Origin of the sequence: Kineococcus haloalkalitolerans (assembly GCF_050871905.1) — a bacterium.
Classification (GTDB): Bacteria; Actinomycetota; Actinomycetes; order Actinomycetales; family Kineococcaceae; genus Kineococcus.
Genome location: NZ_JBJLSH010000052.1, coordinates 1 through 23,365 on the forward strand (window position 1 = coordinate 1; position 23,365 = coordinate 23,365).

20 protein-coding genes are annotated in these 23,365 nt (G+C 77.4%); 7 read left to right on the forward strand and 13 right to left on the reverse strand.

What is annotated here, in order from left to right; genetic code table 11:
• Window positions 1-255, reverse strand: a 255-nt coding sequence (locus ACRYMY_RS17010) for a hypothetical protein (RefSeq protein ID WP_432548414.1), incomplete at its 3' end; no start/stop codon positions are given.
• Between the two features lie 229 nt (window positions 256-484).
• Between ACRYMY_RS17010 and ACRYMY_RS17015 the strand changes: the two genes are divergently transcribed.
• Window positions 485-1,486, forward strand: coding sequence for an asparaginase (locus ACRYMY_RS17015; RefSeq protein ID WP_432548415.1), 1,002 nt, complete (start codon window positions 485-487; stop codon window positions 1,484-1,486).
• 94 nt (window positions 1,487-1,580) lie between these two features.
• Complete coding sequence (locus ACRYMY_RS17020; RefSeq protein ID WP_432548416.1) at window positions 1,581-2,165, forward strand: hypothetical protein; 585 nt, start codon at window positions 1,581-1,583, stop codon at window positions 2,163-2,165.
• A 16-nt stretch (window positions 2,166-2,181) separates the two neighbouring features.
• Here the strand turns inward: ACRYMY_RS17020 and ACRYMY_RS17025 are convergent, their stop codons facing one another.
• The 4 genes from ACRYMY_RS17025 to ACRYMY_RS17040 all read right to left on the reverse strand — a co-directional run bounded on the left by ACRYMY_RS17025 (window position 2,182) and on the right by ACRYMY_RS17040 (window position 5,467).
• Window positions 2,182-2,886 carry a PadR family transcriptional regulator gene (locus tag ACRYMY_RS17025; protein ID WP_432548417.1) on the reverse strand — a complete coding sequence of 235 codons (705 nt, stop codon included), beginning with the start codon at window positions 2,884-2,886 and terminating at the stop codon, window positions 2,182-2,184.
• Window positions 2,887-2,978: 92 nt separating this feature from the next.
• Window positions 2,979-4,409: a putative bifunctional diguanylate cyclase/phosphodiesterase gene (locus ACRYMY_RS17030; RefSeq protein WP_432548418.1), complete on the reverse strand. Its 1,431-nt coding sequence runs from the start codon at window positions 4,407-4,409 to the stop codon at window positions 2,979-2,981.
• Between the two features lie 101 nt (window positions 4,410-4,510).
• The gene (locus tag ACRYMY_RS17035) at window positions 4,511-5,128 is read right to left on the reverse strand and encodes a histidine phosphatase family protein (RefSeq protein WP_432548419.1); all 618 of its coding nucleotides are present in this window, start codon (window positions 5,126-5,128) and stop codon (window positions 4,511-4,513) included.
• Between the two features lie 45 nt (window positions 5,129-5,173).
• Entirely contained in the window at window positions 5,174-5,467 is a 294-nt protein-coding gene (locus tag ACRYMY_RS17040) for a DUF2795 domain-containing protein (RefSeq protein WP_432548420.1), read from the reverse strand.
• A gap of 125 nt (window positions 5,468-5,592) precedes the next feature.
• On the opposite strand from ACRYMY_RS17040, the gene ACRYMY_RS17045 reads away from it, so the two are divergent.
• The 4 genes from ACRYMY_RS17045 to ACRYMY_RS17060 all read left to right on the forward strand — a co-directional run bounded on the left by ACRYMY_RS17045 (window position 5,593) and on the right by ACRYMY_RS17060 (window position 10,992).
• Window positions 5,593-6,123 carry a beta-class carbonic anhydrase gene (locus tag ACRYMY_RS17045; protein ID WP_432548421.1) on the forward strand — a complete coding sequence of 177 codons (531 nt, stop codon included), beginning with the start codon at window positions 5,593-5,595 and terminating at the stop codon, window positions 6,121-6,123.
• Between the two features lie 57 nt (window positions 6,124-6,180).
• Window positions 6,181-6,948, forward strand: coding sequence for an IclR family transcriptional regulator (locus tag ACRYMY_RS17050; RefSeq protein WP_432548422.1), 768 nt, complete (start codon window positions 6,181-6,183; stop codon window positions 6,946-6,948).
• An 11-nt stretch (window positions 6,949-6,959) separates the two neighbouring features.
• A complete protein-coding gene (gene glpK / locus ACRYMY_RS17055; RefSeq protein WP_432548423.1) occupies window positions 6,960-8,486 on the forward strand; it encodes a glycerol kinase GlpK in 1,527 nt (508 codons plus the stop codon).
• Window positions 8,487-8,604: 118 nt separating this feature from the next.
• A complete protein-coding gene (locus tag ACRYMY_RS17060) occupies window positions 8,605-10,992 on the forward strand; it encodes a glycoside hydrolase family 9 protein (protein ID WP_432548424.1) in 2,388 nt (795 codons plus the stop codon).
• Window positions 10,993-11,086: 94 nt separating this feature from the next.
• Here ACRYMY_RS17060 and ACRYMY_RS17065 read toward each other — a convergent pair whose 3' ends face one another.
• The 8 genes from ACRYMY_RS17065 to ACRYMY_RS17100 all read right to left on the reverse strand — a co-directional run bounded on the left by ACRYMY_RS17065 (window position 11,087) and on the right by ACRYMY_RS17100 (window position 19,907).
• A complete protein-coding gene (locus ACRYMY_RS17065) occupies window positions 11,087-11,782 on the reverse strand; it encodes a response regulator (protein ID WP_432548425.1) in 696 nt (231 codons plus the stop codon).
• Window positions 11,779-14,373, reverse strand: coding sequence for a DUF4118 domain-containing protein (locus ACRYMY_RS17070; protein WP_432548426.1), 2,595 nt, complete (start codon window positions 14,371-14,373; stop codon window positions 11,779-11,781). The genes ACRYMY_RS17065 and ACRYMY_RS17070 overlap by 4 nt, the downstream gene beginning before the upstream one ends.
• Before the next feature lie 43 nt (window positions 14,374-14,416).
• Window positions 14,417-14,962 (reverse strand): potassium-transporting ATPase subunit KdpC, encoded by a 546-nt coding sequence (gene kdpC / locus ACRYMY_RS17075; RefSeq protein ID WP_432548433.1) that lies wholly within the window; start codon window positions 14,960-14,962, stop codon window positions 14,417-14,419.
• 95 nt (window positions 14,963-15,057) lie between these two features.
• Window positions 15,058-17,154, reverse strand: a complete 2,097-nt coding sequence (gene kdpB, locus ACRYMY_RS17080; protein WP_432548427.1) for a potassium-transporting ATPase subunit KdpB — start codon at window positions 17,152-17,154, stop codon at window positions 15,058-15,060.
• Window positions 17,151-18,833: a potassium-transporting ATPase subunit KdpA gene (kdpA, locus tag ACRYMY_RS17085; RefSeq protein ID WP_432548428.1), complete on the reverse strand. Its 1,683-nt coding sequence runs from the start codon at window positions 18,831-18,833 to the stop codon at window positions 17,151-17,153. Before kdpA ends, kdpB begins: the two co-directional genes overlap by 4 nt.
• A complete protein-coding gene (gene kdpF / locus ACRYMY_RS17090; protein WP_432548429.1) occupies window positions 18,833-18,922 on the reverse strand; it encodes a K(+)-transporting ATPase subunit F in 90 nt (29 codons plus the stop codon). Before kdpF ends, kdpA begins: the two co-directional genes overlap by 1 nt.
• Complete coding sequence (locus tag ACRYMY_RS17095) at window positions 18,919-19,044, reverse strand: hypothetical protein (RefSeq protein ID WP_432548430.1); 126 nt, start codon at window positions 19,042-19,044, stop codon at window positions 18,919-18,921. Before ACRYMY_RS17095 ends, kdpF begins: the two co-directional genes overlap by 4 nt.
• Before the next feature lie 110 nt (window positions 19,045-19,154).
• Window positions 19,155-19,907: a hypothetical protein gene (locus tag ACRYMY_RS17100; protein ID WP_432548431.1), complete on the reverse strand. Its 753-nt coding sequence runs from the start codon at window positions 19,905-19,907 to the stop codon at window positions 19,155-19,157.
• Between the two features lie 216 nt (window positions 19,908-20,123).
• On the opposite strand from ACRYMY_RS17100, the gene ACRYMY_RS17105 reads away from it, so the two are divergent.
• Window positions 20,124-23,192, forward strand: coding sequence for an SNF2-related protein (locus tag ACRYMY_RS17105; protein WP_432548432.1), 3,069 nt, complete (start codon window positions 20,124-20,126; stop codon window positions 23,190-23,192).
• The last annotated feature ends 173 nt before the right edge of the window (window positions 23,193-23,365 follow it).

Below are 23,365 nucleotides of genomic sequence, written 5' to 3' on the forward strand. Positions count from 1 at the left end.
CCCCCCCCGCCCCCCCCCCGCCCCCCCCCGCCCCCCGCGGCCCCCCCCGCCGCCCCCCCCCCCGCGCCCGCCCCCCCCCCCCCCCCCCCCCCCCCCCCCCGGGTCGCCCGCGCCCGCCGGGTCCTCCGCCACGGTCACGACGTGCAGGCAGTCGCCCGTCGCCACGGCCTCCACGGCGGCGAGGTGGACCGCCAGGCGGCTGTCGCGCGAGCCGTCGTGGAAGACGACGACGGCCGTGCGCGTGTGCAGGTCCACGGGCCGCTGCCGCGCCCCGACCCGCGTCCCCGACCCGGCTCGGCCCGGGCTCGTCAGGCGTCGGTGCACGGTCCACCTCCTCGTCCTCCGGACCGCCCCGGACGGTCCCGTCCCGCGCCGGACGGTGCACGCCCGCGGCCGGCGCTCCCAGGGTCGAAGGTCCCGGTCCGGGGCCACGGGCGCAAAGCGCCACGCCGGGCCCCGCGGCGGGCGTCCGTATCCTCCAGCGGTGCCCGCCACCACCCGTCCCCCCGCCCAGCACGTCCCCGTCGCCGCCCTGGTCCGCGGGGACCTCGTGGAGGGGGTGCACCACGGCTCGATGGCCGTCCTCGGCCCCGGCGGGGAGCTGCTCGCCGCGGTCGGCGACGTGGAGGCGCCCGTCTACCCGCGTTCGGCGCTGAAGCCGCTGCAGTCGGTGGCGATGCTGCGGCACGGGCTGGACCTGCCCGCGGACCTGCTGGCCGTCGCCACGTCCAGCCACTCCGGCGAGGGCGCGCACCTGGCGGCCGTGCAGCGGGTCCTGGAGCTGGGCGGGTTCGGCCCGGGCGACCTGCGCAACGCCCCGGACCTGCCGCTGGGCGAGCTGGAGCGGGCCCGCTGGACGGTGGCCGGGCGCGCGCCGGAGCGGCTCGCGCAGAACTGCTCCGGCAAGCACGCGGCGATGCTGCTGACGTGCCGGGTGAACGGTTGGGACCCGGCGACGTACCTGGACCCCGGTCACCCGCTGCAGCGGGCGGTCGCGGACACGATCGCCGACCTGACCGGGGCAGCGCCGGCCGCCGCGAGCACCGACGGCTGCGGGGCGCCGCTGTTCGCGGTGCCGCTGGCGGGGCTGGCGCGCGCCGTGGGACGCCTGGCCGTCGCGGCCGCGGACACCCCCGAGGGGCGGGTCGCGGACGCCGTCCGCTCCTTCCCCGAGCTGGTCGCCGGCGAGGGCCGCGACACGACGGCCCTGCTGCGGGCCGTGCCGGGGATCGTCGCCAAGGACGGGGTCGAGGCGGTGCAGGTGGCGGCGCTGCCGGACGGGTCCGCGGTCGCCGTCAAGATCGCCGACGGGGGTGCGCGGGCCCGGATGCCCGTGGCCGCGGTGGGTCTGGCGCTGCTGGGGGTGGACGCGGACGTGCTCGCGCCGTTCGCCTCCCAGCCCGTCCTCGGCGGGGGCGCCGTCGTCGGCGAGCTGCGCGGGCTGCCGCTGCCGCAGGTCCCCCCGGGGGACGCGCCGGGGGCCTGATCGACACGCGCGCCGGGCGCGCGGGGCCGCCGTGCGCTAGGCAGGAGCCCCGACGACACCCACGACCGGGCCCGGCCCGGCAGGAGGGGGACGCGTGCGCGTCGACCGCGCCTTCACCGTGCTGCCCGTGCCCGGACCGCAGGTGACCCTGGACCGCTGCCTGGAGCACCTGGTGGCCGCCGCGGACGAGGCGGCCGCCTCGGGGGTGGAGACCACCGTCCTGCTGGCGGTCGCGGGGGCCGGCGCCGCCGCCCGGGCGCTGGCGGACTGGACGCCCCTGGTGGAGGTGGTCGACGGGGTGGACCTGGACGCGGTCGTGGCCGGCGCGGACCTCTCGCCCGGCGGCCTGCTGACCGCCGGGGCGCGGGAGGCGCTGCGGCGCAGCGCGACCCCGGCGACCGCGCTGCTGCTGACCACGAGCCCGGCCACCGCCGTGGGCACCGGGTGGGTGCTGGAGCACGCCCGGCACCACCGGGGCGGGGCGCTGGCCTCGACGGGCCCGGTGCGCGGCGGTGCCGGCGGCCGCGCCCACCCCGTCACCGCGAACCTCGCGGTGCGGCTGTCGGTGTGCGCGGCCGCGGGCTGGGCCGGGGAGCTGCCCCCGCGGGGGACGGCGCTCGTGCACGCCGTCACCCCCGTGGTGGGGTCCCTGCTGACCGGGTCGCGCCTGCCGTCCTGACGAGCCGCGCGGCCCGTCAGCCCTCCTCCTCCGGTGCGGCGCGCAGGTCCTCGGCGAGGATCGTGTGCAGCTGACGCCGGCACGCCTCGAGCGCGTCGCTGGCGCGCTGGACGTCGCCGGGCCGCCCGGTCGCCAGCAGCTGCTGCAGCGAGACGGCGATCTGCCCGAGCTGCTGGTGCAGCTCGTGGGCGCGCCGGTCGGGGTGGCCACCGGTCTCCTCGCCGCCGTCGCCGGGGACCTCCCACGGCGGGGTGGCACCGGCCAGGTCGTCCTCGACGACGCGGCGGCCGAGGTCGGTGAGGGTGAACCGCTTGGGGTCGGCGGGGTCGGCCTCGACCAGCCCCTCGTCCTGCAGCGCCTGCAGCGTGGGGTAGACGGAGCCGGGGCTCGGCTTCCAGGCACCGCCGCTGCGGCGCTCCACCTCGGCGATGAGGCGGTAGCCGTTGCTGGGCTCCTCGGCGAGCAGGACCAGGACGGCGGCGCGCACGTCGCCGCGCCCGCGCCGGCGCCGCCCGCGCGGGCCGCCCCAGCCGGGCCGGCCGAAGGGCCCGCCGGGCCCGCCAGGCCCGCCGAAGGGGCCGAACGGTCCACCGGGACCGCCGAACGGCCCGCCGAACGGGCCGCCGAAGGCCGCGCGGGCACCGGGGCCGCGCCGGCGGCCGGGCCGCGGCCCGGGGTGGTCGTGCTCGTGGTGCTCGTGGTCGTGGAAGGGGTGGCGCACGGCGGTCTCCGTCCCACCCGTGCACCGCGCACGGGCTCCGATCCGTCGACGATACATCGCTGACGGTTCGGTGAACAGGGCCGACGAGTCCCTCACTCCGCCACGGGCACCACCAGCGGCGTGTCGACGCCGGGCCCGCCCATCCCCTCCGCCCGCACCCAGGCCATCGCCTGGTCGGCCGGCAGCGGGCGGGCGAAGAAGAACCCCTGCAGCTCGTCGCAGCCCAGCGCGTTCAGCCGGTCCGCCGCGGCGACCGTCTCCACGCCCTCGGCCACGACCGTCAGGCCCAGCCGGTGCGCCAGGGCGATCACCGAGGAGACGATGACCTCGTCCTCCGGGTGCGCCGTCAGCTCCGCGACGAACTGCCGGTCGATCTTCAGCTCGTGCACCGGCAGCCCGCGCAGGTGGCCCAGGCTGGTCGAGCCGGCGCCGAAGTCGTCCACGGCCACCCGCACGCCGCGCTCGCGCAGCGCCTGCACCGTGCGCCGGGCGCCCTCCGGGTCCTCGATGACGGCCGTCTCGGTGATCTCCAGGACGAGGTCGGCGGCGGGCCAGCGCGTCAGGGCCAGCGCCTCCTCCACGATCCCCAGCAGCCCCGCGTCGAGCGTGGCGGCCGAGACGTTGACGGCCATCGAGGTGGTGAGGCCCTGCGCCCGCCAGCGCGCCGCCTGCTGCAGCGCCGTGATCATCACCCAGCGGGTCAGGGCGTGCACGAGGTGGCTGCGCTCGACCGGCGGCAGGAACTCCGCGGGCGCCAGCAGCCCCCGCTCGGGGTGGTCCCAGCGCACGAGCGCCTCGAAGCCCAGCAGCCGCGCGCCGTCCCCGGACACCTTCGGCTGGTAGTGCACGACGAGCTGGTCGTCCTCCATCGCCCGGCGCACCTGCCCCAGCAGCTCCAGGTTGGCCGCCGAGTGCGGGTCCGTGGCGCGGTCGTAGCGGGCCACGCCCAGCCGCCCCCGCTTGGCCGCGTACATCGCCACGTCGGCGTGCTGCAGCAGCTCCCCCACCGAGCGGCCGTCGGCCGGGGCGGCCGCGAGCCCGATGCTGCCGCTGAGGTCCAGCGGCACGGTGTCGGCGTGGAAGGCGCCCACGGACAGGCCCGCGAGCAGGCGCTTGGCCGGCACCTCCAGGTCCTGCGCCGCGCACGGGCCGGGGACGACGACGGCGAACTCGTCGCCGCCCAGGCGGAAGACGCGGCCCGCGGGGCCCCCGCCGCCGCGCACGGTGCGCACCAGCGCGTCGGCCACCTGCACCAGCAGGTCGTCGCCGGCGGCGTGGCCGAGGCTGTCGTTGACCTCGCGGAAGCCGTCCAGGTCCAGCAGCAGCAGGCCCGCGCCCTCGCGCTGCAGCAGCGGCTCCAGGTGCTCGGCCAGCGCGCGGCGGGTGCCCAGGCCCGTCAGCGGGTCGGTGCGGGCGGCGTCCAGGCGGGCGCGGTCGCGCTGGCGGACGAGGACGGCGAGCGCCACGACGGCCGCGACGGTCACGACGACCGTGGCGGCCCAGGCGGTCCACACGGCGTCCACGCCGCCCCATCGGCACGCGGCGCACCCACCTGAGCCGTCCGGGTGGCCCCGGCCGGCGCAGCGGTCACGCGGGGCGACCGGGTGCGACGACCGGGCGCCCGTCAGGCGGGCGGCGGCACGCTCCAGCGCCGCACGACGGGCCGGTCGTGCTCGTGGCCCAGCTCGCCCCACGTGCCGGCGTCCAGCGCGAACAGCGCCCCGGCCGTGGGCGACAGGCCCAGCCAGCAGGCGGTCAGGACGCGCAGCAGGTGGCTGTGGGCGACCAGCACGACGTCCCCGGGGTCCTCCCCGTCCTGCGCGCGCTCGTGGGCGGCCGCGCGGGCCAGGACGGCCCGGGCGCGCGCGGCGACCTGGTGGACCGTCTCCCCCGGCGTCGCACCGGGCACGACGCCGTCGTGCCACACCGACCAGGGGCGGCCCAGCTCCTCGGAGACCTCGGCGGTGGTGCGCCCCTCGTAGGCGCCGTAGTCCCACTCGGCGAGGCCCTCGTCCACGCGCACGGACGCCGGGCCGGCCGTCAGGCCCGCCAGCTCCGCGGTGCGCCGCGCGCGGGCGCGCGGGCTGGTCAGGACGAGGCCGACGCGGCGGGCGGCGAAGACCGGGCGCAGCGCGCGGGCCTGCGCCTCGCCCTCGTCGGTGAGGGGGACGTCGGTCACCCCGGTGTGCTGGCCGGACAGGCTCCAGGCGGTCTGGCCGTGGCGGACGACGAGGAGGGGCACGCCGGGAACGCTACTCCCGCCCCGGCGGCCGCCCCGCCCCGCCGCTCAGCGCTCGCCGGCCAGCGGGTCCTCCGGGACGTCCCGCTCGGACGCGGCGATCCGCGAGGTCGACTGCCCGCGCGCCTGCTCCCCGGCCGTGCGCGCGTCGCGCGGCTCGTCGGTGGCCACGGAGCGGGAGACCTCCTCGGCGTTGGCGTACTCCTCGGTGGGCAGGGCCCGCAGGGCCCGCAGGACGTCCTCGCCCGCGCCGCTGCGCTCCGCGGCGCGCAGCAGGTCCTCCTTGCCGGCCGGGTAGTCGACGTCGCGGACGCCGGCCAGGACCTCGTCGGTGGTGACCACGGGTGCTACCTCCAGTGCTCTCGGTGCTGTACGGGCGTCCTACCCGCGGGCGGGGACCGGTACACGTCGGCCCGCCCGGCGGCTGGGCCACCACCTGTGGCCGCCCGCGCCGCGCGGGTGGTTCGATGACGCCCGTGAGCGCACCCGAGGACCCCTTCGCCGACGTCCTGACCGCCAACGCCGCCTTCGCCGAGAGCTTCCCCGGCGAGGAGCGCCCCGGCCGCGCCGCCAAGGGGCTGGCCGTCATGACCTGCATGGACTCGCGGATCTCCCCGCTGGAGGTCCTCGGCCTGCAGGTCGGCGACGCCAAGATCCTGCGCAACGCGGGCGCCCGCGTCACCTCCGACGTCCTGCGCACGCTCACCCTCGCGCACTTCCTGCTGGGGGTGGACCGCGTCCTGGTCCTGGCGCACACCGACTGCGGCATGACGAAGAAGACCGACGAGGAGGTCCACCAGCTCGTCGCCGAGCACGGCGTGGACACCCGCAGCATCGACTTCCACACCGTCGCCGACCAGCGCACCTCGCTGGCGCGCGACGTGCAGCGCATCCGCTCCTGGCCGTTCCTGCCCGCCGGCACGCCCGTCGCCGGCGGGATCTACGACGTGCGCACCGGGCGCGTCGAGATGGTCGTGGAGCACGAGCCGACCGCCTGACGGGAGCGCCAGGCAGGAGCGCCTGACAGGGTTCCCGGCCGGTGCCAGGCTGACCGCGTGCCCGGGCCCATCCAGTCGATCGAGCGCGCCGCGGCGGTGCTGCGGCTGCTGTCGGCCGCCCGCGGCGGGCTCGGCGTGGTGGAGGTCGCCCACGCGCTGGGGCTGGCCAAGACCACCGCGCACGGCATCCTGCGCACCCTGGTCGACGTGGGGTTCGTCGTGCAGGACGAGCGGGGCGACTACCGCGCGGGGCCGGGGCTGCGCGACCTGGCCCGCCCGCGCCTGGTCGCCGACGACCTGCGCGCCCGCGCCACCAACTGGGCCGACAGCCTGGCGGCCCGCACCGGGGAGTCGGTGCGGCTGGCGGTGCTGGCCGAGGGGCGCGCCCTCGTGGTGCACCACGTGTTCCGCCCCGACGACAGCGCGCAGGAGCTGCAGACGGGGCAGTCGCTGCCCGCGCACGCGTGCGCGCTGGGCAAGGTGCTGCTGGCCTCGCGCGGCCCGCACCGGCTGCCGCGCCGGCTGCCCGCTTACACGTCCCGCACCCTGACCGACCCCGCCGCGCTGCGCCGGGCCCTGGCCGAGGTGCGCGCGCAGGGGTGGGCGCTGGACGTGGAGGAGCACCTGCCCGGGCGGGCGACGGTGGCCGCGCCGGTGCGCGACGTGGGCGGCCTGGTGGTGGGGGCCATCGGCGTGGACGGCGCCGTCGACGACCTCGTCGACACCCGCGGGCGCCCGCGCGCCGGGTACGTGCCGGCCGTGCGGTCCGCGGCGCGCTCGATCTCCCGGCAGCTGGGTGCGCGCGACGAGCGCGCCCGCGGGTGAGGATGGGCGCCGTGCGCATCGACGGGCCCCGGGCGGACCAGCAGGGCTACGTGGTCGCGGTCGACCAGGGCACGACGTCCACGCGCTGCATCCTGTTCGACCACGCCGGCCGGCTGGTGGCCGTGGCCCAGCGCGAGCACCGCCAGCACTACCCGCGCCCCGGCTGGGTGGAGCACGACGCGGCGGAGATCTGGCGGGCCGTGGCGCGGCTGGTGCCGGAGGCGATGGCGCAGGTGGAGGCCACCCCGGCCGACGTCGTCGCGATCGGCATCGCCAACCAGCGCGAGACGACCGTGGCGTGGGACCGGCGCACGGGCGAACCGGTCGGGCGGGCGGTGGTGTGGCAGGACACCCGCACCGCCGGACTGGTCGCCGACATGGCCGCCGCCGGCGGCGCGGACCGGTACGCCGACGTGTGCGGGCTGCCGCTGGCGACGTACTTCTCCGCCCCGCGGATGCGCTGGATGCTCGACGAGGTCCCGGGGCTGCGGGCGCGCGCGGAGGCCGGGGACGTCCTGTTCGGCACGATCGACTCGTGGCTGGTGTGGAACCTCACCGGCGGGCCGGACGGCGGCCGGCACGTCACCGACGTCACCAACGCCTCGCGCACCATGCTGCTGGACCTGCGCACGCTGGACTGGTCGCCGGAGCTGCTGGCGGAGTTCGGGGTGCCGCGCGCGGCGCTGCCGGAGGTGCGCTCCTCGGCGGAGGTGTACGGCACGGCGCGCGCGGTGGTGCCCGGCGCGCGGATCGCCGCGGCGCTGGGCGACCAGCAGGCGGCCCTGTTCGGGCAGACGTGCTTCTCCCCCGGCGAGGCCAAGTGCACGTACGGCACGGGGGCGTTCCTGCTGCTGCACACCGGTACCGAGATCACGCGCTCCACGCACGGGCTGCTGACGACGGTGGCGCACCGCACCGGTGACGGCCCGGCCTCCTACGCGCTGGAGGGTTCCATCGCGGTGACCGGCGCGCTGGTGCAGTGGCTGCGCGACAACCTCGGGCTCATCACCACCGCGCCGGAGGTGGAGACGCTGGCGCGCACCGTGGAGGACAACGGCGGCTGCTACTTCGTGCCCGCGTTCAGCGGCCTGTTCGCCCCGCACTGGCGCGCGGAGGCGCGCGGGCTGATCGTCGGGCTGACGTCCTTCGTCACCAAGGGGCACATCGCGCGGGCGGTGCTGGAGGCCACGGCGTGGCAGACGCGCGAGGTGGTGGAGGCGATGGACGCCGACTCCGGGCTGCGGGCCTCCACCCTGCGGGTGGACGGCGGGATGACGAGCAACAACCTGCTCATGCAGACCGTCGCGGACGTGCTGGACGCACCGGTGGTGCGGCCGATGGTCAGCGAGACGGTGTCGCTGGGGGCGGCGTACTCGGCGGGGCTGGCGGTGGGGTTCTGGTCGGGCACGGACGCGCTGCGCCGGCGCTGGCACCGCGCGGCGCAGTGGGAGCCGGCGATGGACGCGGCCGAGCGCGAGCGCGGCTGGGCGGACTGGCAGGAGGCCGTGCGGCGCACGTTCGGCTGGGTGCGGCCCTGAGCGCTGAGCGCCGGTGACCGACCCGGTGACGAGGCGCCGACCCTCCGTTGACAGGCGGCGGTCCTCGGGAGAGGGTGTGCGGGCGCTGTGAGAGCGCTCTCGACGACGAGGAGACCACGTGCCCACACGAACCTGGCACGCGCGCCGCACCCGCGCGCTGACCGCGGCCACCGCGCTGCTCACCCCCGCCGCCCTGCTGCTGGCCCCGAGCGCGGCGCACGCCGCCGACCCGGTGGACCAGGTCGTCAACGGCGGTTTCGACGACGGGACCACCGGCTGGACGATCTACCCCGAGCAGTCCGTGCAGGACGGCGCCGGCTGCACCGCGGTGCCCGCGTCCAGCGCGCCCTACAGCGCGGCGATCCAGCAGGAGGTGCCGCTCGTCGAGGGCGAGACCTACCGGCTGAGCTTCCGCGCCCGCAGCACCCCGGCCACCGAGGGCCCCGTGCGCGTGGTCGTGCAGGGCGGCGAGGACGTGAACTACCAGCAGTTCCTGCCCGCGGCGAAGCCCGCCTTCGCCGAGGAGTTCGGCGAGTTCGAGTACTTCTTCACCGCCGACCGCGACTACCCGAACGCCCAGCTGGCGTTCCAGCAGGACGTGGTCAACCCCGTCGCGTACACGCTGTGCGTGGACGACGTCGCGCTCCTGGGCGGTGCCGAGCGCCCGCCCTACGTGCCCGACACCGGTCCGCGGGTGAAGGTGAACCAGGAGGCGTACCTGCCGCTGGGGCCCAAGGGCGCCACGCTGGTCACCGAGGCCACCGACGCCCTGCCGTGGGAGCTGCGCGAGGCCGGCGGGCGCACCGTCGCCCGCGGGAGCACCGTCCCGCGCGGGGTCGACGCCAGCGCCGGGCTGAACGTCCACACGATCGACTTCAGCGGGTACCAGCGCCGCGCCGTCGGGCTCGTGCTGGTCGCCGACGGCGAGACCAGCCACCCGTTCGACGTCGGCGAGGACGCCTGGGAGCGCCTGCGCGACGACGCGATGACGTTCTTCTACACCAACCGCAGCGGCACCCCGATCTCCGACGAGCTCGCCCCCGGCTACGGCCGCGAGGCCGGCCACGTCGGCGTGGCCCCCAACCAGGGCGACACCGCGGTGCCGTGCCAGAGCCTGGACGACGACTCGCAGGAACTGCTCGTGAAGCAGGGCGACGAGCCGTGGACGTGCGACTACACGACCGACGTGACCGGCGGCTGGTACGACGCCGGCGACCACGGCAAGTACGTCGTCAACGGCGGCATCGCCGTCGCGCAGCTGCTGCAGCAGTACGAGCGCAGCCTGCACGCCCGCACCGCCGACCGCGGCGCGCTGGCCGACGGCACCCTGCGGATCCCCGAGGCCGGCAACGGCGTCCCGGACGTCCTCGACGAGGCGCGCTGGGAGCTGGAGTGGTTCCTGAAGATGCAGGTGCAGCCGGGCCGTCCGCTGGAGGGGATGGCGTACCACAAGGTCGCCGACGTCGACTGGACGGGCCTGCCGCTGGACCCGGCCGCCGACCCCCAGCCGCGCGTGCTGTACCGGCCCTCCACCGCCGCCACCCTCAACGTCGCGGCCACCGCGGCGCAGGGCGCGCGCCTGTTCGCCCCGTACGACAAGGCGTTCTCGGAGCGGCTGCTGTCCGCGGCCCGCACCGCCTACGCGGCGGCGCAGGCGCACCCCGACCTGTACGCCCCCGCCCCGGACCCGGAGCTGGACCCGAACCCCGGCAGCGGCCCGTACGACGACGACGACGTGTCCGACGAGTTCTACTGGGCGGCCGCGCAGCTGTACCTGACCACCGGTGAGCCGCAGTTCCGCAAGGACGTCCTGGGCTCCCCCGTGCACACCGCCGACGTGTTCGGCTCCACCGGTTTCGACTGGGGCAACGTCGGCGCCCTGGGCCGCCTGGACCTGGCGACCGTGCCCAGCAAGCTGAACACGAAGGAGCTGCGCCAGGTGCGCGCCTCCGTCGTCGAGGCCGCCGACCGCTACCTGGCCGACCAGGCGACCCAGCCGTTCGGGCACGCCTACGCCCCCGAGGACGGCCAGTACGCGTGGGGCTCGAACGCCCAGGTCCTGTCCAACATGCAGACCCTGGGCACCGCGTTCGACATCACGGGGGACGACGCCTACCGCGACGGGGTGGTCCGCAGCGCGGACTACCTGCTCGGTCGCAACGCGCTGGGGAACTCGTACATCACCGGCTACGGGGACGTGTACTCGGAGAACCAGCACTCGCGCTGGTACGCCAACCAGCTCGACCCGTCGCTGCCGAACCCGCCCGCGGGCACGGTGGCCGGCGGCCCGTACTCCCCGACCGCGACCAGCGGTGACCCGATCACCGCGGCCCTGTTCCCGGACGGGTGCCCGGCGGCGCAGTTCTGCTACGTCGACGACATCGGCTCGTGGTCGACCAACGAGATCACCATCAACTGGAACGCGCCGCTGGCGTGGGTGGCCTCGTTCGTCGCCGACCAGGGCGACGGCCGCGACCGCGGCCACCAGCACCACCACCGCCGCTGAGCGGCGACCCCGCAGCACCACCGCACCACCCGCAGCGCCCCGTCCGGCACCCGCCGGGCGGGGCGCCGCCGCGTGCGCGCCGCGGGGGCGGTGCTCAGCCCTCGAAGCGGTAGCCCATCCCCGGTTCGGTGACCAGCAGGCGCGGCTCGCCCGGCACGTCCTCCAGCTTGCGGCGCAGCTGCCCCACGTAGACGCGCAGGTAGTTCGTCTCGCGCCCGTACCCGGGCCCCCACACCTCGCGCAGCAGCTGCGCCTGCGGCACCAGCCGGCCGCGGTGGCGCACGAGCACCTCCAGCAGGTGCCACTCGGTCGGCGTCAGCCGCACGGGGGCGCCGTCGCGCAGCACCTCGCGGCGGGCGAGGTCGACGCGGACCCGGCCGGCCTCGACGATCTGCGGGGCACCGGCGCCGGCCGCGCCCGCCGGGGCGGGCGCCGCCCGGCGCAGCGCGGCCCGCAGCCGGGCCAGCAGCACGTCCATCGCGAACGGCTTCTCCACGAAGTCGTCGGCGCCGCCGTCGAGGGCGTCGACCGCCGCCACCGCCGACGAGCGGGCCGTCAGCACGACGACGGGGACGTCGCTCCAGCCGCGGATCCCGGCCAGGACGTCCAGGCCGTCCAGGTCCGGCAGGCCCAGATCGAGCAGGACGACGTCCGGGTGGGCGCCGGCGGCCAGCTCCAGGGCCTGCGAGCCCGTGGCGGCCGTGGTGACCTCGTACCCGCGCGCGGACAGGTTGATGGCCAGCGCCCGGCGCAGCCCCGGCTCGTCGTCGACGACGAGGACGCGGCTCACGCGCTCACCCGGCGGGAGGACGGGACGTCCTCGGCCAGCGGCAGGTCCAGCACGAGGGTCAGCCCACCGCCGGGGGTGTCCTCGGCGGCCAGGCGCGCGCCGACGGCCTCGGCCAGCCCCCGCGCGACGGCCAGCCCGAGCCCCAGGCCCTCGCCGCCGCGGTCGCCCAGGCGCTGGAACGGGGTGAACGCGCGCTCCTTGGCCGGACCGGGCAGGCCCGGGCCGTGGTCGACGACGAGGAGGCGCACGCCGCGGCGGCCGTCCTCGACGGAGGTGGCGGCGACCACCTCGAGCGGACTTCCGGCCGCGTGCCGCAGCGCGTTCTGGACGAGGTTGGCCAGCACCCGGCGCAGCAGGCCGGCGTCGCCGCGCACGAGCGGCAGGTCCGCCGGCACGTCGCGGCGCACCGCCCGCGCGCCCTCGCCGACGCCGTGCAGGACGTCCTCGACGAGGTCGGCGACGGCGAGGTCCTCCAGCAGCGGCTCGACCGCGCCGCTGCGCACGCGGGTCAGGTCGAGGAGGTCGTCGATGAGGGACTGCAGCCGGTCCCCGGCGTCCGCGACGACGTCCAGCAGCTCGCGCCGGTCGGCCTCGCCGAGGTCGATGTCGGTGGCGCGCAGGCTGTCCACACCCGCCTTGAGGCTCGCCAGCGGGGTGCGCAGGTCGTGCGAGACGGCGGTCAGCAGGGCCCCGCGCACGGCGTCGCCCTCCTCCAGCCGGCGGGCCTGCTCGGCCGCGGCGCCCAGCCGCTGCCGCTGGCGCAGCGCCGCCAGCTGGGTGGCGAACGCCTCCAGCACGCGGCGGTCCTGCGCGCCCAGCAGGCGCCCGCGCAGGACGAGCGCGGTGGCGCCGTCGACGACCACCTCCGCGTCGCCCTCGGCGGGTGCGCGGCAGGGTGCTCCCCCGGCGCAGGCGACGAGGTCCCAGCCGTCCTCCGGCGGGCCGGCCGCCGGCGCCGGGGCGTCGCCGGGACGTTCCAGCAGGCTGGCCGAGTCGGCGGCGAACGTCGTGCGCACGTGCTCCAGCGACTCCCCCAGCGGGTCGTCGGCGACCAGCGCCGTGCGCGTCAGGACCGCGAGCGCCTCGGTCTCCGCGCGCCGGCGGGCGGCCTCGGCGCTGCGGCGCGCGGCCAGGTCGACCGTGCCCGCCACCGCGACGGCGACGAGGACGAACACCGCCAGCGCGACCGCGTTGGCGGGTTCGGCGATCGTCCAGCGCTGCACCGGCGGGGTGAAGAACCAGTTGACGGCCAGGCTGCCCAGCACCGCGGCCGCCACCCCCGGCGCCAGCCCGCCGGCCAGCGCGGCGGTCACCACGACCACGAGGAACGCCATGAGGTCGGTGGACAGGTCCTGGCGCGGGAACGTCGCCAGCGCCAGCACGAGGACGACCGGCCCGGCCACGGCGAGCACCCAGCCCAGCACCCGGCGCCAGCGCGACAGGACCGCGCGGGCCGGGGCGGGCAGCCGCACGGCGGGCGGGCGCTCGTCGTGGGTGACCACGAGGACGTCGACGGCGCCCGAGCCGCGCACGACGGCGTCCCCGACCCCCGAGCGCAGCAGGGACGCCAGGCGCCCGTGCCGGCTGGCGCCCACGACGACCGTGCTGGCGTTCACCCCGCGCGCGAACTCCAGCACCGCGTCGGCCACGTCGTCGCCGACCAGCTGGTGGAAGCTGCCGCCCAGGGACTCCACCAGCTCGCGCTGGCGCGCCAGGCGGGCCGGGGAGTCGCGCACCAGCCCGTCGCCGCGGGTGACGTGGACGGCCAGCAGCTCCCCGCCGGCGCCGCGCTGGGCGGTGCGGGCCGCGCGGCGCACGAGCGTCTCGCCCTCGGGCCCGCCGGTGAGGGCGACGACGACGCGCTCGCGGGCCGGCCACGTGCGGTCGATCCCGTGCTGGGCGCGGTAGCGCTCCAGGCCCTCGTCGACGCGGTCGGCCAGCCACAGCAGCGCCAGCTCCCGCAGCGCGGTGAGGTTGCCGACGCGGAAGTAGCTGGACAGGGCGGCGTCCACGCGCTCGGGCGCGTACACGTTGCCGTGGGCCAGCCGGCGGCGCAGGGCCTCCGGGGTCATGTCGACCAGCTGGACCTGCTCGGCGCCGCGCAGCACCGCGTCGGGCAGCGTCTCGCGCTGCTCGACGCCGGTGACGGCGGCCACGACGTCCCGCAGGGACTCCAGGTGCTGGATGTTCACGGTGGCCAGGACGTCGATCCCGGCCGCGAGCAGCTCCTGCACGTCCTGCCAGCGCTTGGCGTGCCGGGAGCCGGGGGCGTTGGTGTGGGCGAGCTCGTCGACGACCGCGACCTCGGGGGCGCGGCGCAGGACGGCGTCGAGGTCCATCTCGGTCAGCGCGTGGCCGCGGTGCACCGCGGTGCGCCGCGGCAGCACCTCCAGGCCCTCCAGGCGCTCGGCGGTGCGCTCGCGGCCGTGCGTCTCCACGACGGCGACGACCACGTCGGTGCCCCGGGCGGCGCGCCGCCGGGCCTCGTCCAGGGCCGCGTACGTCTTGCCCACGCCGGGCGCGGCGCCCAGCAGCACCCGCAACCGGCCGCGGCGCCGCTCGTCGGGTCCGGACCCGCTGCGCTGCTGCACCCGCCGATCCTCCTCCACCCCGGCGCCCGCCCCCGCCGCCGCCTCAGCCGGCGAGCCGGTCGAGGGCGAGGTTGAGCTCGAGCACGCCCACGCGCGGGGCGCCCAGGAACCCCAGCGCCCGGTCCTGCACGTGCTGCTCGACCAGCGCGGCCACCGCGGCCGGGTCCAGCCCGCGCTCCCGCGCGACGCGCTGCACCTGCTGGCGCGCGTAGCGGGGGCTGATGTCGGGGTCCAGGCCGGAGCCGGAGGCGGTCAGGGCGTCGGGCGCGACGTCGGCGGGGGCGACGCCGTCGCGGGCGGCGACCTCGGCGCGGCGCTGCTCGACGGTGGCGAGCAGCTGGGCGCTGGAGGGGCCGAGGTTGGAGGCTCCGGAGGCCAGCGGGTCGTAGCCGTCGCCGGCCACCGACGGGCGCGGCTGGAACCACTCGTCGCCGTCGAAGGCCTGGCCGAGCAGGGCGGAGCCGACGACGCGGCCGTCGTGCTCGACGAGCCGGCCGTCCGCGCGGGCGGGGACCAGGCGCCCGACGCCGAAGACAGCCAGCGGGTACAGCAGGCCGAGCACGACGGTGGCGGCCAGCAGCAGCACCAGGGCGGTGCGGGCCTGGCGGGCGAGCGCCGCCGCGGTGGCCGGGGACCCGGCGCGCGACGCGGAGGGGGTGGCGGGAGGGGTGGTGGTGGTCACGGTCACATCCCGGGCAGGAGGGAGACGAGCAGGTCGACGAGCTTGATGCCGGCGAACGGGGCGAGGACCCCGCCGAGGCCGTAGACGAGCAGGTTGCGCCGCAGCAGCGAGGCGGCGCTGGACGGGCGGTAGCGCACTCCCCGCAGGGCCAGCGGGACGAGCGCGACGATGACCAGGGCGTTGAAGACGACGGCCGAGACGATCGCCGACTCCGGCGAGGACAGCCGCATGACGTTCAGCGCGTCCAGCTGGGGGTACGCGCCGGCGAACATCGCCGGCACGATCGCGAAGTACTTGGCCACGTCGTTGGCCAGGGAGAACGTGGTCAGGGCGCCGCGGGTGATGAGCAGCTGCTTGCCGATCTCGACGATCTCGATGAGCTTGGTGGGGTCGGAGTCCAGGTCCACCATGTTCCCGGCCTCCTTGGCGGCCGAGGTGCCGGTGCCCATCGCCACCCCGACGTCGGCCTGCGCCAGCGCGGGGGCGTCGTTGGTGCCGTCGCCCATCATCGCCACCAGCCGCCCGCCGGACTGCTCGCGGCGGATCAGCTCCAGCTTGTCCTCGGGGGTGGCCTCGGCCAGCACGTCGTCGACGCCGGCCTCCTGCGCGATCGCGCGGGCGGTGCGGGCGTTGTCGCCGGTCACCACGACCGTGCGGATGCCCATGGCGCGCAGCTGCTCGAAGCGCTCGCGCATCCCCTGCTTGACGACGTCCTTCAGGTGCACGACGCCCAGGACGCGGGCGCGGCCGCCGCGGTGCTCGGCGACGAGGAGCGGCGTGCCGCCGGCGGTGGCGACGTCCTCGACGACCCGCTCGACCTCGGCGGGCACGTGGCCGCCCAGGCCGCGGACCCAGTGGGTGACGGCCGCGGCGGCGCCCTTGCGGACCTCCCGCACCCCGCCGCGCTCGTCGCGCAGGTCCACCCCGCTCATGCGGGTCTGGGCGGTGAAGGGCACGGGGACGGCGCCGGCCGGGTGCTCGCGGGTCAGCGGCCCGTGGCGCTCCTCGACGAGCGCGACGACGGAGCGGCCCTCGGGGGTCGCGTCGGCCAGGCTGGACAGCTGCGCGGCGTCGGCCAGCTCGGCGGTGCCCACGCCCGGCGCGGGCAGCAGCTCGTGCGCCTGCCGGTTGCCCAGGGTGATGGTGCCGGTCTTGTCGAGCAGCAGGGTGCCGACGTCACCGGCGGCCTCCACGGCGCGGCCGGACATCGCCAGCACGTTGCGCTGCACGAGCCGGTCCATGCCGGCGATGCCGATGGCGCTGAGCAGGGCGCCGATGGTGGTGGGGATCAGGCACACCAGCAGCGCGACGAGGACGACGGTGCTCTGCGGGTCGCCGGAGTACACGGCCATCGGCTGCAGCGTGACCACCGCGAGCAGGAACACGAGGGTCAGGCTGGCGAGCAGGGTGTTCAGGGCGATCTCGTTGGGGGTGCGCTGGCGCGCGGACCCCTCGACCAGGGCGATCATCCGGTCCACGAAGCTCTCGCCGGGCCTGGCGGTGATGCGCACCACGATCCGGTCGGAGAGCACCGTGGTGCCGCCGGTGACGGCGCTGCGGTCGCCGCCGGACTCGCGGACGACGGGAGCCGACTCGCCGGTGATGGCGGACTCGTCGACGCTGGCCACCCCCTCGACGACGTCGCCGTCGCCGGGGACCGTCTCGCCGGCCTCGACGACGACGAGGTCGCCGGGCCGCAGCGCCGCGGACGGCACCCGCACCTCCCGGGCGCCCCGGTCCAGGCGGCGCGCGGTCGTCCCGGTGCTCACCCGGCGCAGCGACGCCGCCTGGGCGCGGCCGCGGCCCTCGGCGACGGCCTCGGCGAGGTTCGCGAACAGCACCGTGAGCCACAGCCACGCGGTGATGACCCACGCGAACACCGAGGGGTCGAGCACCGCCAGCACCGTCGTCAGGACGGCGCCGACGGCCACGACGAACACCACCGGGGTGCGCACGAGGTGGCGCGGGTCCAGCTTGCGCACCGCGTCCGGCAGGGAGGAGACGAGCTGGCGGGGGGTGAACGCCCCGCCGGCGACGCGGTGCGGGCCGCCGGCGCGAGAGGACCGGGGTTCCGCGACGGGGGTCAGGGTGGTGCTCACGAGGTACCTCCGGACAGCGCCTCGGCGAGCGGGCCGAGGGCGAGGGCGGGGAAGAAGGTCAGGCCGGCGACGACGAGGACGACGGTGGCGTGCAGCCCGGCGAACGTCGGGGTGCGCGTCGGCAGGCTGCCGGCGGTGGCCGCGGCGGGCCGCTGCTCGGCGAGCGCGCCGGCGAGGGCGACGACCAGGAGCACCGGCACGAACCGGCCGGTCCACATCGCCAGCCCCAGGGCGGTGTTGTAGAAGGGCGTGTCCACGCCGAGGCCGGCGAAGGCGCTGCCGTTGTTGTTGGCCGCGGACGTGAACCCGTACAGCAGTTCGGTCAGCCCGTGCGGTCCGGTGTTCAGCAGCGCCGAGCGGGTGGCCTCGCTGGACAGCGCGACGGCGGCGCCGGTCAGGAGCGCGAACGGCGTGGCCAGCAGGTACAGGGCGACCAGGGTGATCTCGTGCCGGCCGATCCGCTTGCCCAGGTACTCCGGGGTGCGCCCGACCATGAGGCCGCCCAGGAACACGGCCAGGACGGCCAGCACGAGGATCCCGTACAGGCCGGACCCCACGCCTCCCGGTGTGACCTCGCCCAGCAGCATGTTCAGCAGGAGCAGCCCGCCGCCCGCGGCGGTGTAGCTGTCGTGGAAGGAGTTCACCGCCCCGGTGGACGTGCTGGTGGTGGCGGTGGCGAACAGCGCGGAGGCCCACTCGCCGAACCGGGTCTCCTTGCCCTCCAGCGACGCGCCCACGGCCCGCGGCACGGCACCGGCGCCGTGGACCTCCGCCCACGTGGTCAGCGCGAGGGAGGCGGAGAACACGCCGGCCACCACGGCCAGCACGGCCAGGCCCTGGCGGGTGTCGCCGACCAGGGTGCCGAAGGTGCGGGGCAGGCTGAAGGGGATCACCAGCAGCAGGAACACCTCGACGATGTTCGAGACCGGGTTCGGGTTCTCGAAGGGGTGCGCGGAGTTCGCGTTGAAGAACCCGCCGCCGTTCGTGCCCAGCTCCTTGACCGCCTCCTGGGAGGCGACGGGTCCGCCGACGACCGTCTGCGTCCCGCCGGTCAGGGTCGTGTACGCGGTGGCGCCGGAGAAGTTCTGCACCACCCCGGTGAGCAGGAGCACGACCGCGGCGACGAGCGCCAGCGGCAGCAGCACGCGCACGACGGAGCGGACGAGGTCGACCCAGAAGTTCCCGATCGTCCCGGTGCCGGCGCGCGTCAGCCCGCGCACCAGCGCGACGGCGACGGCGAGGCCCACGGCGGCGGACAGGAAGTTCTGCACGGCGAGGCCGGCCATCTGCACCAGGTGCCCGAGCGCGGCCTCGCCCGAGTACGACTGCCAGTTCGTGTTGGTGACGAACGAGACCGCGGTGTTCCACGCCTGGTCCGGGTCCATCCCCGGCATCCCCAGCGACAGCGGCAGGAACGCCTGCAGGCGCAGGAACGCGTACAGCAGCAGGACCGAGACGGTGGAGAACGCGACGACCGAGAGCGCGTAGACGGGCCAGCGGGTGTCGGCGTCGCCGTCCACGCGCAGCAGCCGGTACAGGCCGCGCTCGACGCGCAGGTGCCGCGGCGAGCTCAGGCTGCGGGCGACGTGGTCGCCCAGCGGGACGTGCGCGGCGGCGAGCAGCAGCACGAGCAGGCCGATCTGCAGCAGACCGGCGGTCGTGCCGGACAGGGCCGGCATCAGAACCTCTCCGGGTGCAGCAGTGCGAGCAGCAGGTACCCGGCGGCGGCCACGGCCAGCACGAGGCCGGCCACCGCCTCGGCGCTCACCGGCGCTCCAGCGCGCGCACGAGGAGGGTCAGCGCGGCCGCGAGGAGGACGGTGAGCGCGGGGAAGACGACGTCGAGCACGGCGGTCCTCGGTGGTTCGGGGGTGGACGGCGGGTGGTGCACGTCCGAGACCGAACCACCGGCGGGACCGCCGCCGGCGTGCGCTGACGCCTCCTTGACGGCGTCGACCGGCGTCTTGACGCGTCCTTGACGCCGGTCGCCGCCCCAGCCCCTCAGCCGGCGGTGACCCGCTGCGCGCCGCGCACGCGGTGCGAGGCGTCGGGCGCCCCGTGCGTGCCGTCGAAGCTCAGCCGCACCGCGTCCACGACCCCGCCGCGGAACCTCGCGCCGGCCGGGCAGGCGTCCGGCCGCGGCAGCGGCATCCCGAACTCCACGCGGGCGGAGTCGTCGTCGATCCGGGTGACGCCGTTGACGTCGTTCACGTACCCGAAGCGGAACGGGACGCTGCCCAGCGACGAGCGGTGGACGCGCACGCGGCGCTCGCCGTCGCAGGTGAACAGCAGCGTCACGCGGCCCATCGCGCTGAGGGTGCCGTACTGGCTGTACGCGCGCTCCCAGTCGTCGCCGAAGCTGCAGGGGCGGCCCTCCCAGCCGCCGCAGTCCTCCACGCCGCCGTACGCGGAGAACCCGGACAGGACGACGGTGCCGGTGGCCGAGCCGCAGCTGCTGTACGGCGGGTGGTGCTCGTCGCACCACACGTCGTAGCGGCCGCCGACCGGGCCGGAGACGGCCAGGCGGACGTCGGAGAACCGGACCCCGCTCTGCGGCGCGGCGCCCGCCGGCGCGGCGGTGGCGACACCGGCCAGGGCGGTCAGACCGGCCGCGGCCGCGGCCGCGGCGGCGGCGCGCACGCGCCGGACCCGGCGGCGCCCGGCGTCGCGCGTGGACGTGCTCGTGGACGTGCTCGTGGACGTGCTCGTGGACGTGCTCGTGGACGTGCTCGTGGACGTGCTCGTGGTGCTCATGGGTCCCCCCGGACCTCGGTGCTGCTGGCGCTCCCCCGAGCACCGCGGTGCGGCAGCGGCGCCAGTGTGGCGGACGCGCGCACTCTGCGTGAGGAATTCGGCCGAACGGGTGACCGCGGGTCGTCCTCCCGGCCTCGGCGTCACCCTGCGTGGTGACGGGTGGGTCCCCACCGCACCCGGGGCACCGTGTCGGACGGCGCTCGTAGGGTCGCCGTCGTGCTCGTGGTGCAGGGGTTGTGGACGCGCGAGGGGGACCTCGCCCTCTGGACCGAGTCGGGGCGGCGGCGCCCGGGCACCGCCCGCGCGCACGACCTCGCCGAGCTGGCCTCCCGCGCCCCCCGGGCGCGGCTGCTGGCGGCCGCGCTGGCCCGCCCGGCGGACGGCGCGGTCCTCCTGTCGCTGCCCTGCACCCCCGCCGGCACGCCGCTGCCCTCCACCGCCCGCCCGCGCCGCGACGTCGTGCTGCGCCCCGTCGAGGTGCCGGTCGTGCGCCTGCGCGGGCTGCCCGCGGTGCAGCTGCTGCAGGAGCTGACCGCGACCGCGGACGACGGCGCGGCCGCGGGCGTCCTCGGGCACGGGCTGCGCTGGCTGGTGCACGTCGCCGCCCAGACCCGCGCCGCGGTCGACGCCGGCCGCGTCGTGCCCGGCGTCGTGGTGAGCGGCGCGGGCGGCGGGGCGCGGGCCCGCTGGGAGGTCCTGCCCGACCGCCGCCAGCGGCGCTGGCGCACGAGCGTGGCCGAGGCGAGCCCGCCGCAGCTGCGCGCCGAGCTGCCCGCCCCGCGGCGGGCGGAGGAGGTCCTCGACGAGGTCAGCGCCCTCGTCGCCGACCTGGAGGTGCAGGCGCGCACCGCGCACCTGCCGCCCCCCGGCGCCTCCTCCCCCGCCCCGGCCGCGCCGGCGGTCCGCGGGTGGCTGGAGGCGCTGGCCGGCGACGGCGCGTGGGACCCGCCGGGGCACCCGGCGGCGTTCGCGCGCGCCGCGCGCGAGTGGCAGCGCAGCGCCGACGCCGAGGGCTGGGAGGTCGTCCTGCGGGTCGCCGAGCCCCCGGAGGACGAGGACGACCCGCTGGACCCGGCGCGGGGCCCCGCGGTCGTCGCGGCCCCGCCGGTGTGGACGCTGCAGGCGCGGCTGCGTCCCCTGGACGACCCGAGCGCGGTGCTCACGCTGGCGCAGGCGCGCGCCGAGCACGAGCGCGGCGGCCCGGGTGGTGGCCCCGGCGCCGCGGTGTCCGGTGACGACGACCCGCTGCTGGTGCTGCTGAGCGGGCTGGCCCGCGCGGGCGGCGCGCACCCGCCCCTGCGGCACCGGTTCTCCCGCGCCGCCGACGGCGACGTCGACCTCGACCTCGCGGAGCTGCTGGACCTCGTGGAGGCGGGCGCGCCGGCGCTCACCGCCGCCGGCGTGCCCCTGCTGCTGCCGGGCCGGTGGAGCCGTCCGGCGCTGACGCTGTCCCTGTCCGCGAGCGCCGCCCAGCCGGGCGCGGTGGCCGACCCGCAGCTGCGGCAGGCCGACCTCGTGGCCTTCGAGTGGCGCGCGGCCCTGGGCGGGTCCGACCTGACGGAGGCCGAGCTGCGAGCGCTGGCCGGGGCCCGCTCCCCGCTGGTGCGCCACCGCGGGGAGTGGGTCCACGTGGACGCGGACGCGCTGCGCCGCAGCGCGGACTTCCTGCGCCGCCGGGGCGCGGGCACGGCCGCGGTCACCGACCTGCTGGCCGCGGTGGCGGGCTCCCGCGCGCTGCCCGCCCCCGTCACCGACGTGCGCGCGGCGGGGGTGCTGGGCGACCTGCTGTCCGGCGCGGCCGAGCACCGGCTGGAGCCCGTGCCGGCGCCCGCCGGCCTCGCGGCGCGGCTGCGCCCCTACCAGGCGCGGGGGCTGGCGTGGCTGGCGGCGATGTCGCGGCTGGGGCTCGGCGCGGTGCTGGCCGACGACATGGGGTTGGGCAAGACGCTGCAGCTGCTGGCGCTGCTCGCGCACGAGCGCGAGGCGGGCACCGGCGGCCCGACGCTGCTGGTGTGCCCGATGTCCGTGGTCGGCAACTGGCGGGCCGAGGCGCAGCGGTTCGTCCCGGACCTGCGCGTGCACGTGCAGCACGGGCCGGGCCGGCCGCGCGGCGAGGCGTTCGCCCGCACCGCGGCGGCGCACGACCTGGTCGTGACGACCTACGGCTCGCTGCTGCGCGACGTGGACGACGTGGCCGCGCTGGCGTGGCGTCGCCTCGCGCTCGACGAGGCCCAGCACGTCAAGAACGCCTCGACCCGCTCGGCGCGGGCCGTGCGGGCGGTGCGCGCGCAGCACCGCGTCGCGCTGACCGGCACGCCGGTGGAGAACCGCCTGGAGGACCTGCGCGCCGTGCTGGACGCCGTGAACCCCGGTCTGCTCGGCTCGGCGGCCTCCTTCCGCGCGGCGTTCGGGGTGCCGGTGGAGAAGCTGCGCCAGGAGGAGCCGGCGCGGCGGCTGGCGGTGGTCACCCGCCCGTTCGTGCTGCGGCGCGCCAAGACCGACCCGGCGGTGGCCGCGGACCTGCCGGAGAAGCTGGAGATGACCGTCCGCGCGAACCTCACCGCGGAGCAGGCGGCCCTGTACCGGGCGGTCGTGGACGACCTGCTGGCCCGGCTGGCCGACGTGGACGACACGGGCAAGCGGGGGCTGGTGCTGGCGGCCCTGACGAAGCTGAAGCAGGTGTGCAACCACCCCGCGCACTTCCTGGGCGACCGCTCGCCGCTGCTGCACCGCGGCCGGCACCGCTCGGGCAAGCTGGAGCTGCTGGACGGCGTCGTGGACGGCGCGCTCGCCGAGGGCGAGAAGGTGCTGTGCTTCACGCAGTTCGCGCGCTTCGGCGAGCTGCTGGCCCCGCACCTGGCGCAGCGCACCGGCGGCCCGGTGCCGTTCCTGCACGGGGGGCTGGGCCGGCGCGCGCGCGACGAGCTCGTCGCGCGCTTCGCCGAGCCGGACGGGCCGCCGGTGCTGCTGCTGTCGCTGCGCGCGGGCGGGACGGGGCTGAACCTCACCGCCGCCAGCCAGGTCGTGCACGTGGACCGGTGGTGGAACCCGGCGGTGGAGGACCAGGCCACCGACCGCGCGCACCGGATCGGGCAGGCGCGGCGGGTGCAGGTGCGCAAGCTCGTCAGCGCGGGCACGGTCGAGGAGCGGGTCGACGCGCTGGTGGCGCGCAAGCGGGACCTGGCCGGCCGCGTCGTCGGCAGCGGCGAGGGCTGGATCGCCGGGCTGGACCGCGACGCGCTCGCTGAGCTCGTGCGGCTGGGCGAGGACGCGGTCGGCGAGTGAGCGGGGCGGAGGACGGCGGACGGGTGAGGGGCGACGCGGTGGAGCCCGAGCGCTGGGACCGGTACGCGAAGCGCCGGCCGGGCAGCGGGGCGGCGCTGCGCTCGCGGCGGGGGCGGATCGCGCGCACGTGGTGGTCGCGGGCGTTCGTGGCCGCCGTGGAGGACGGCGGCCAC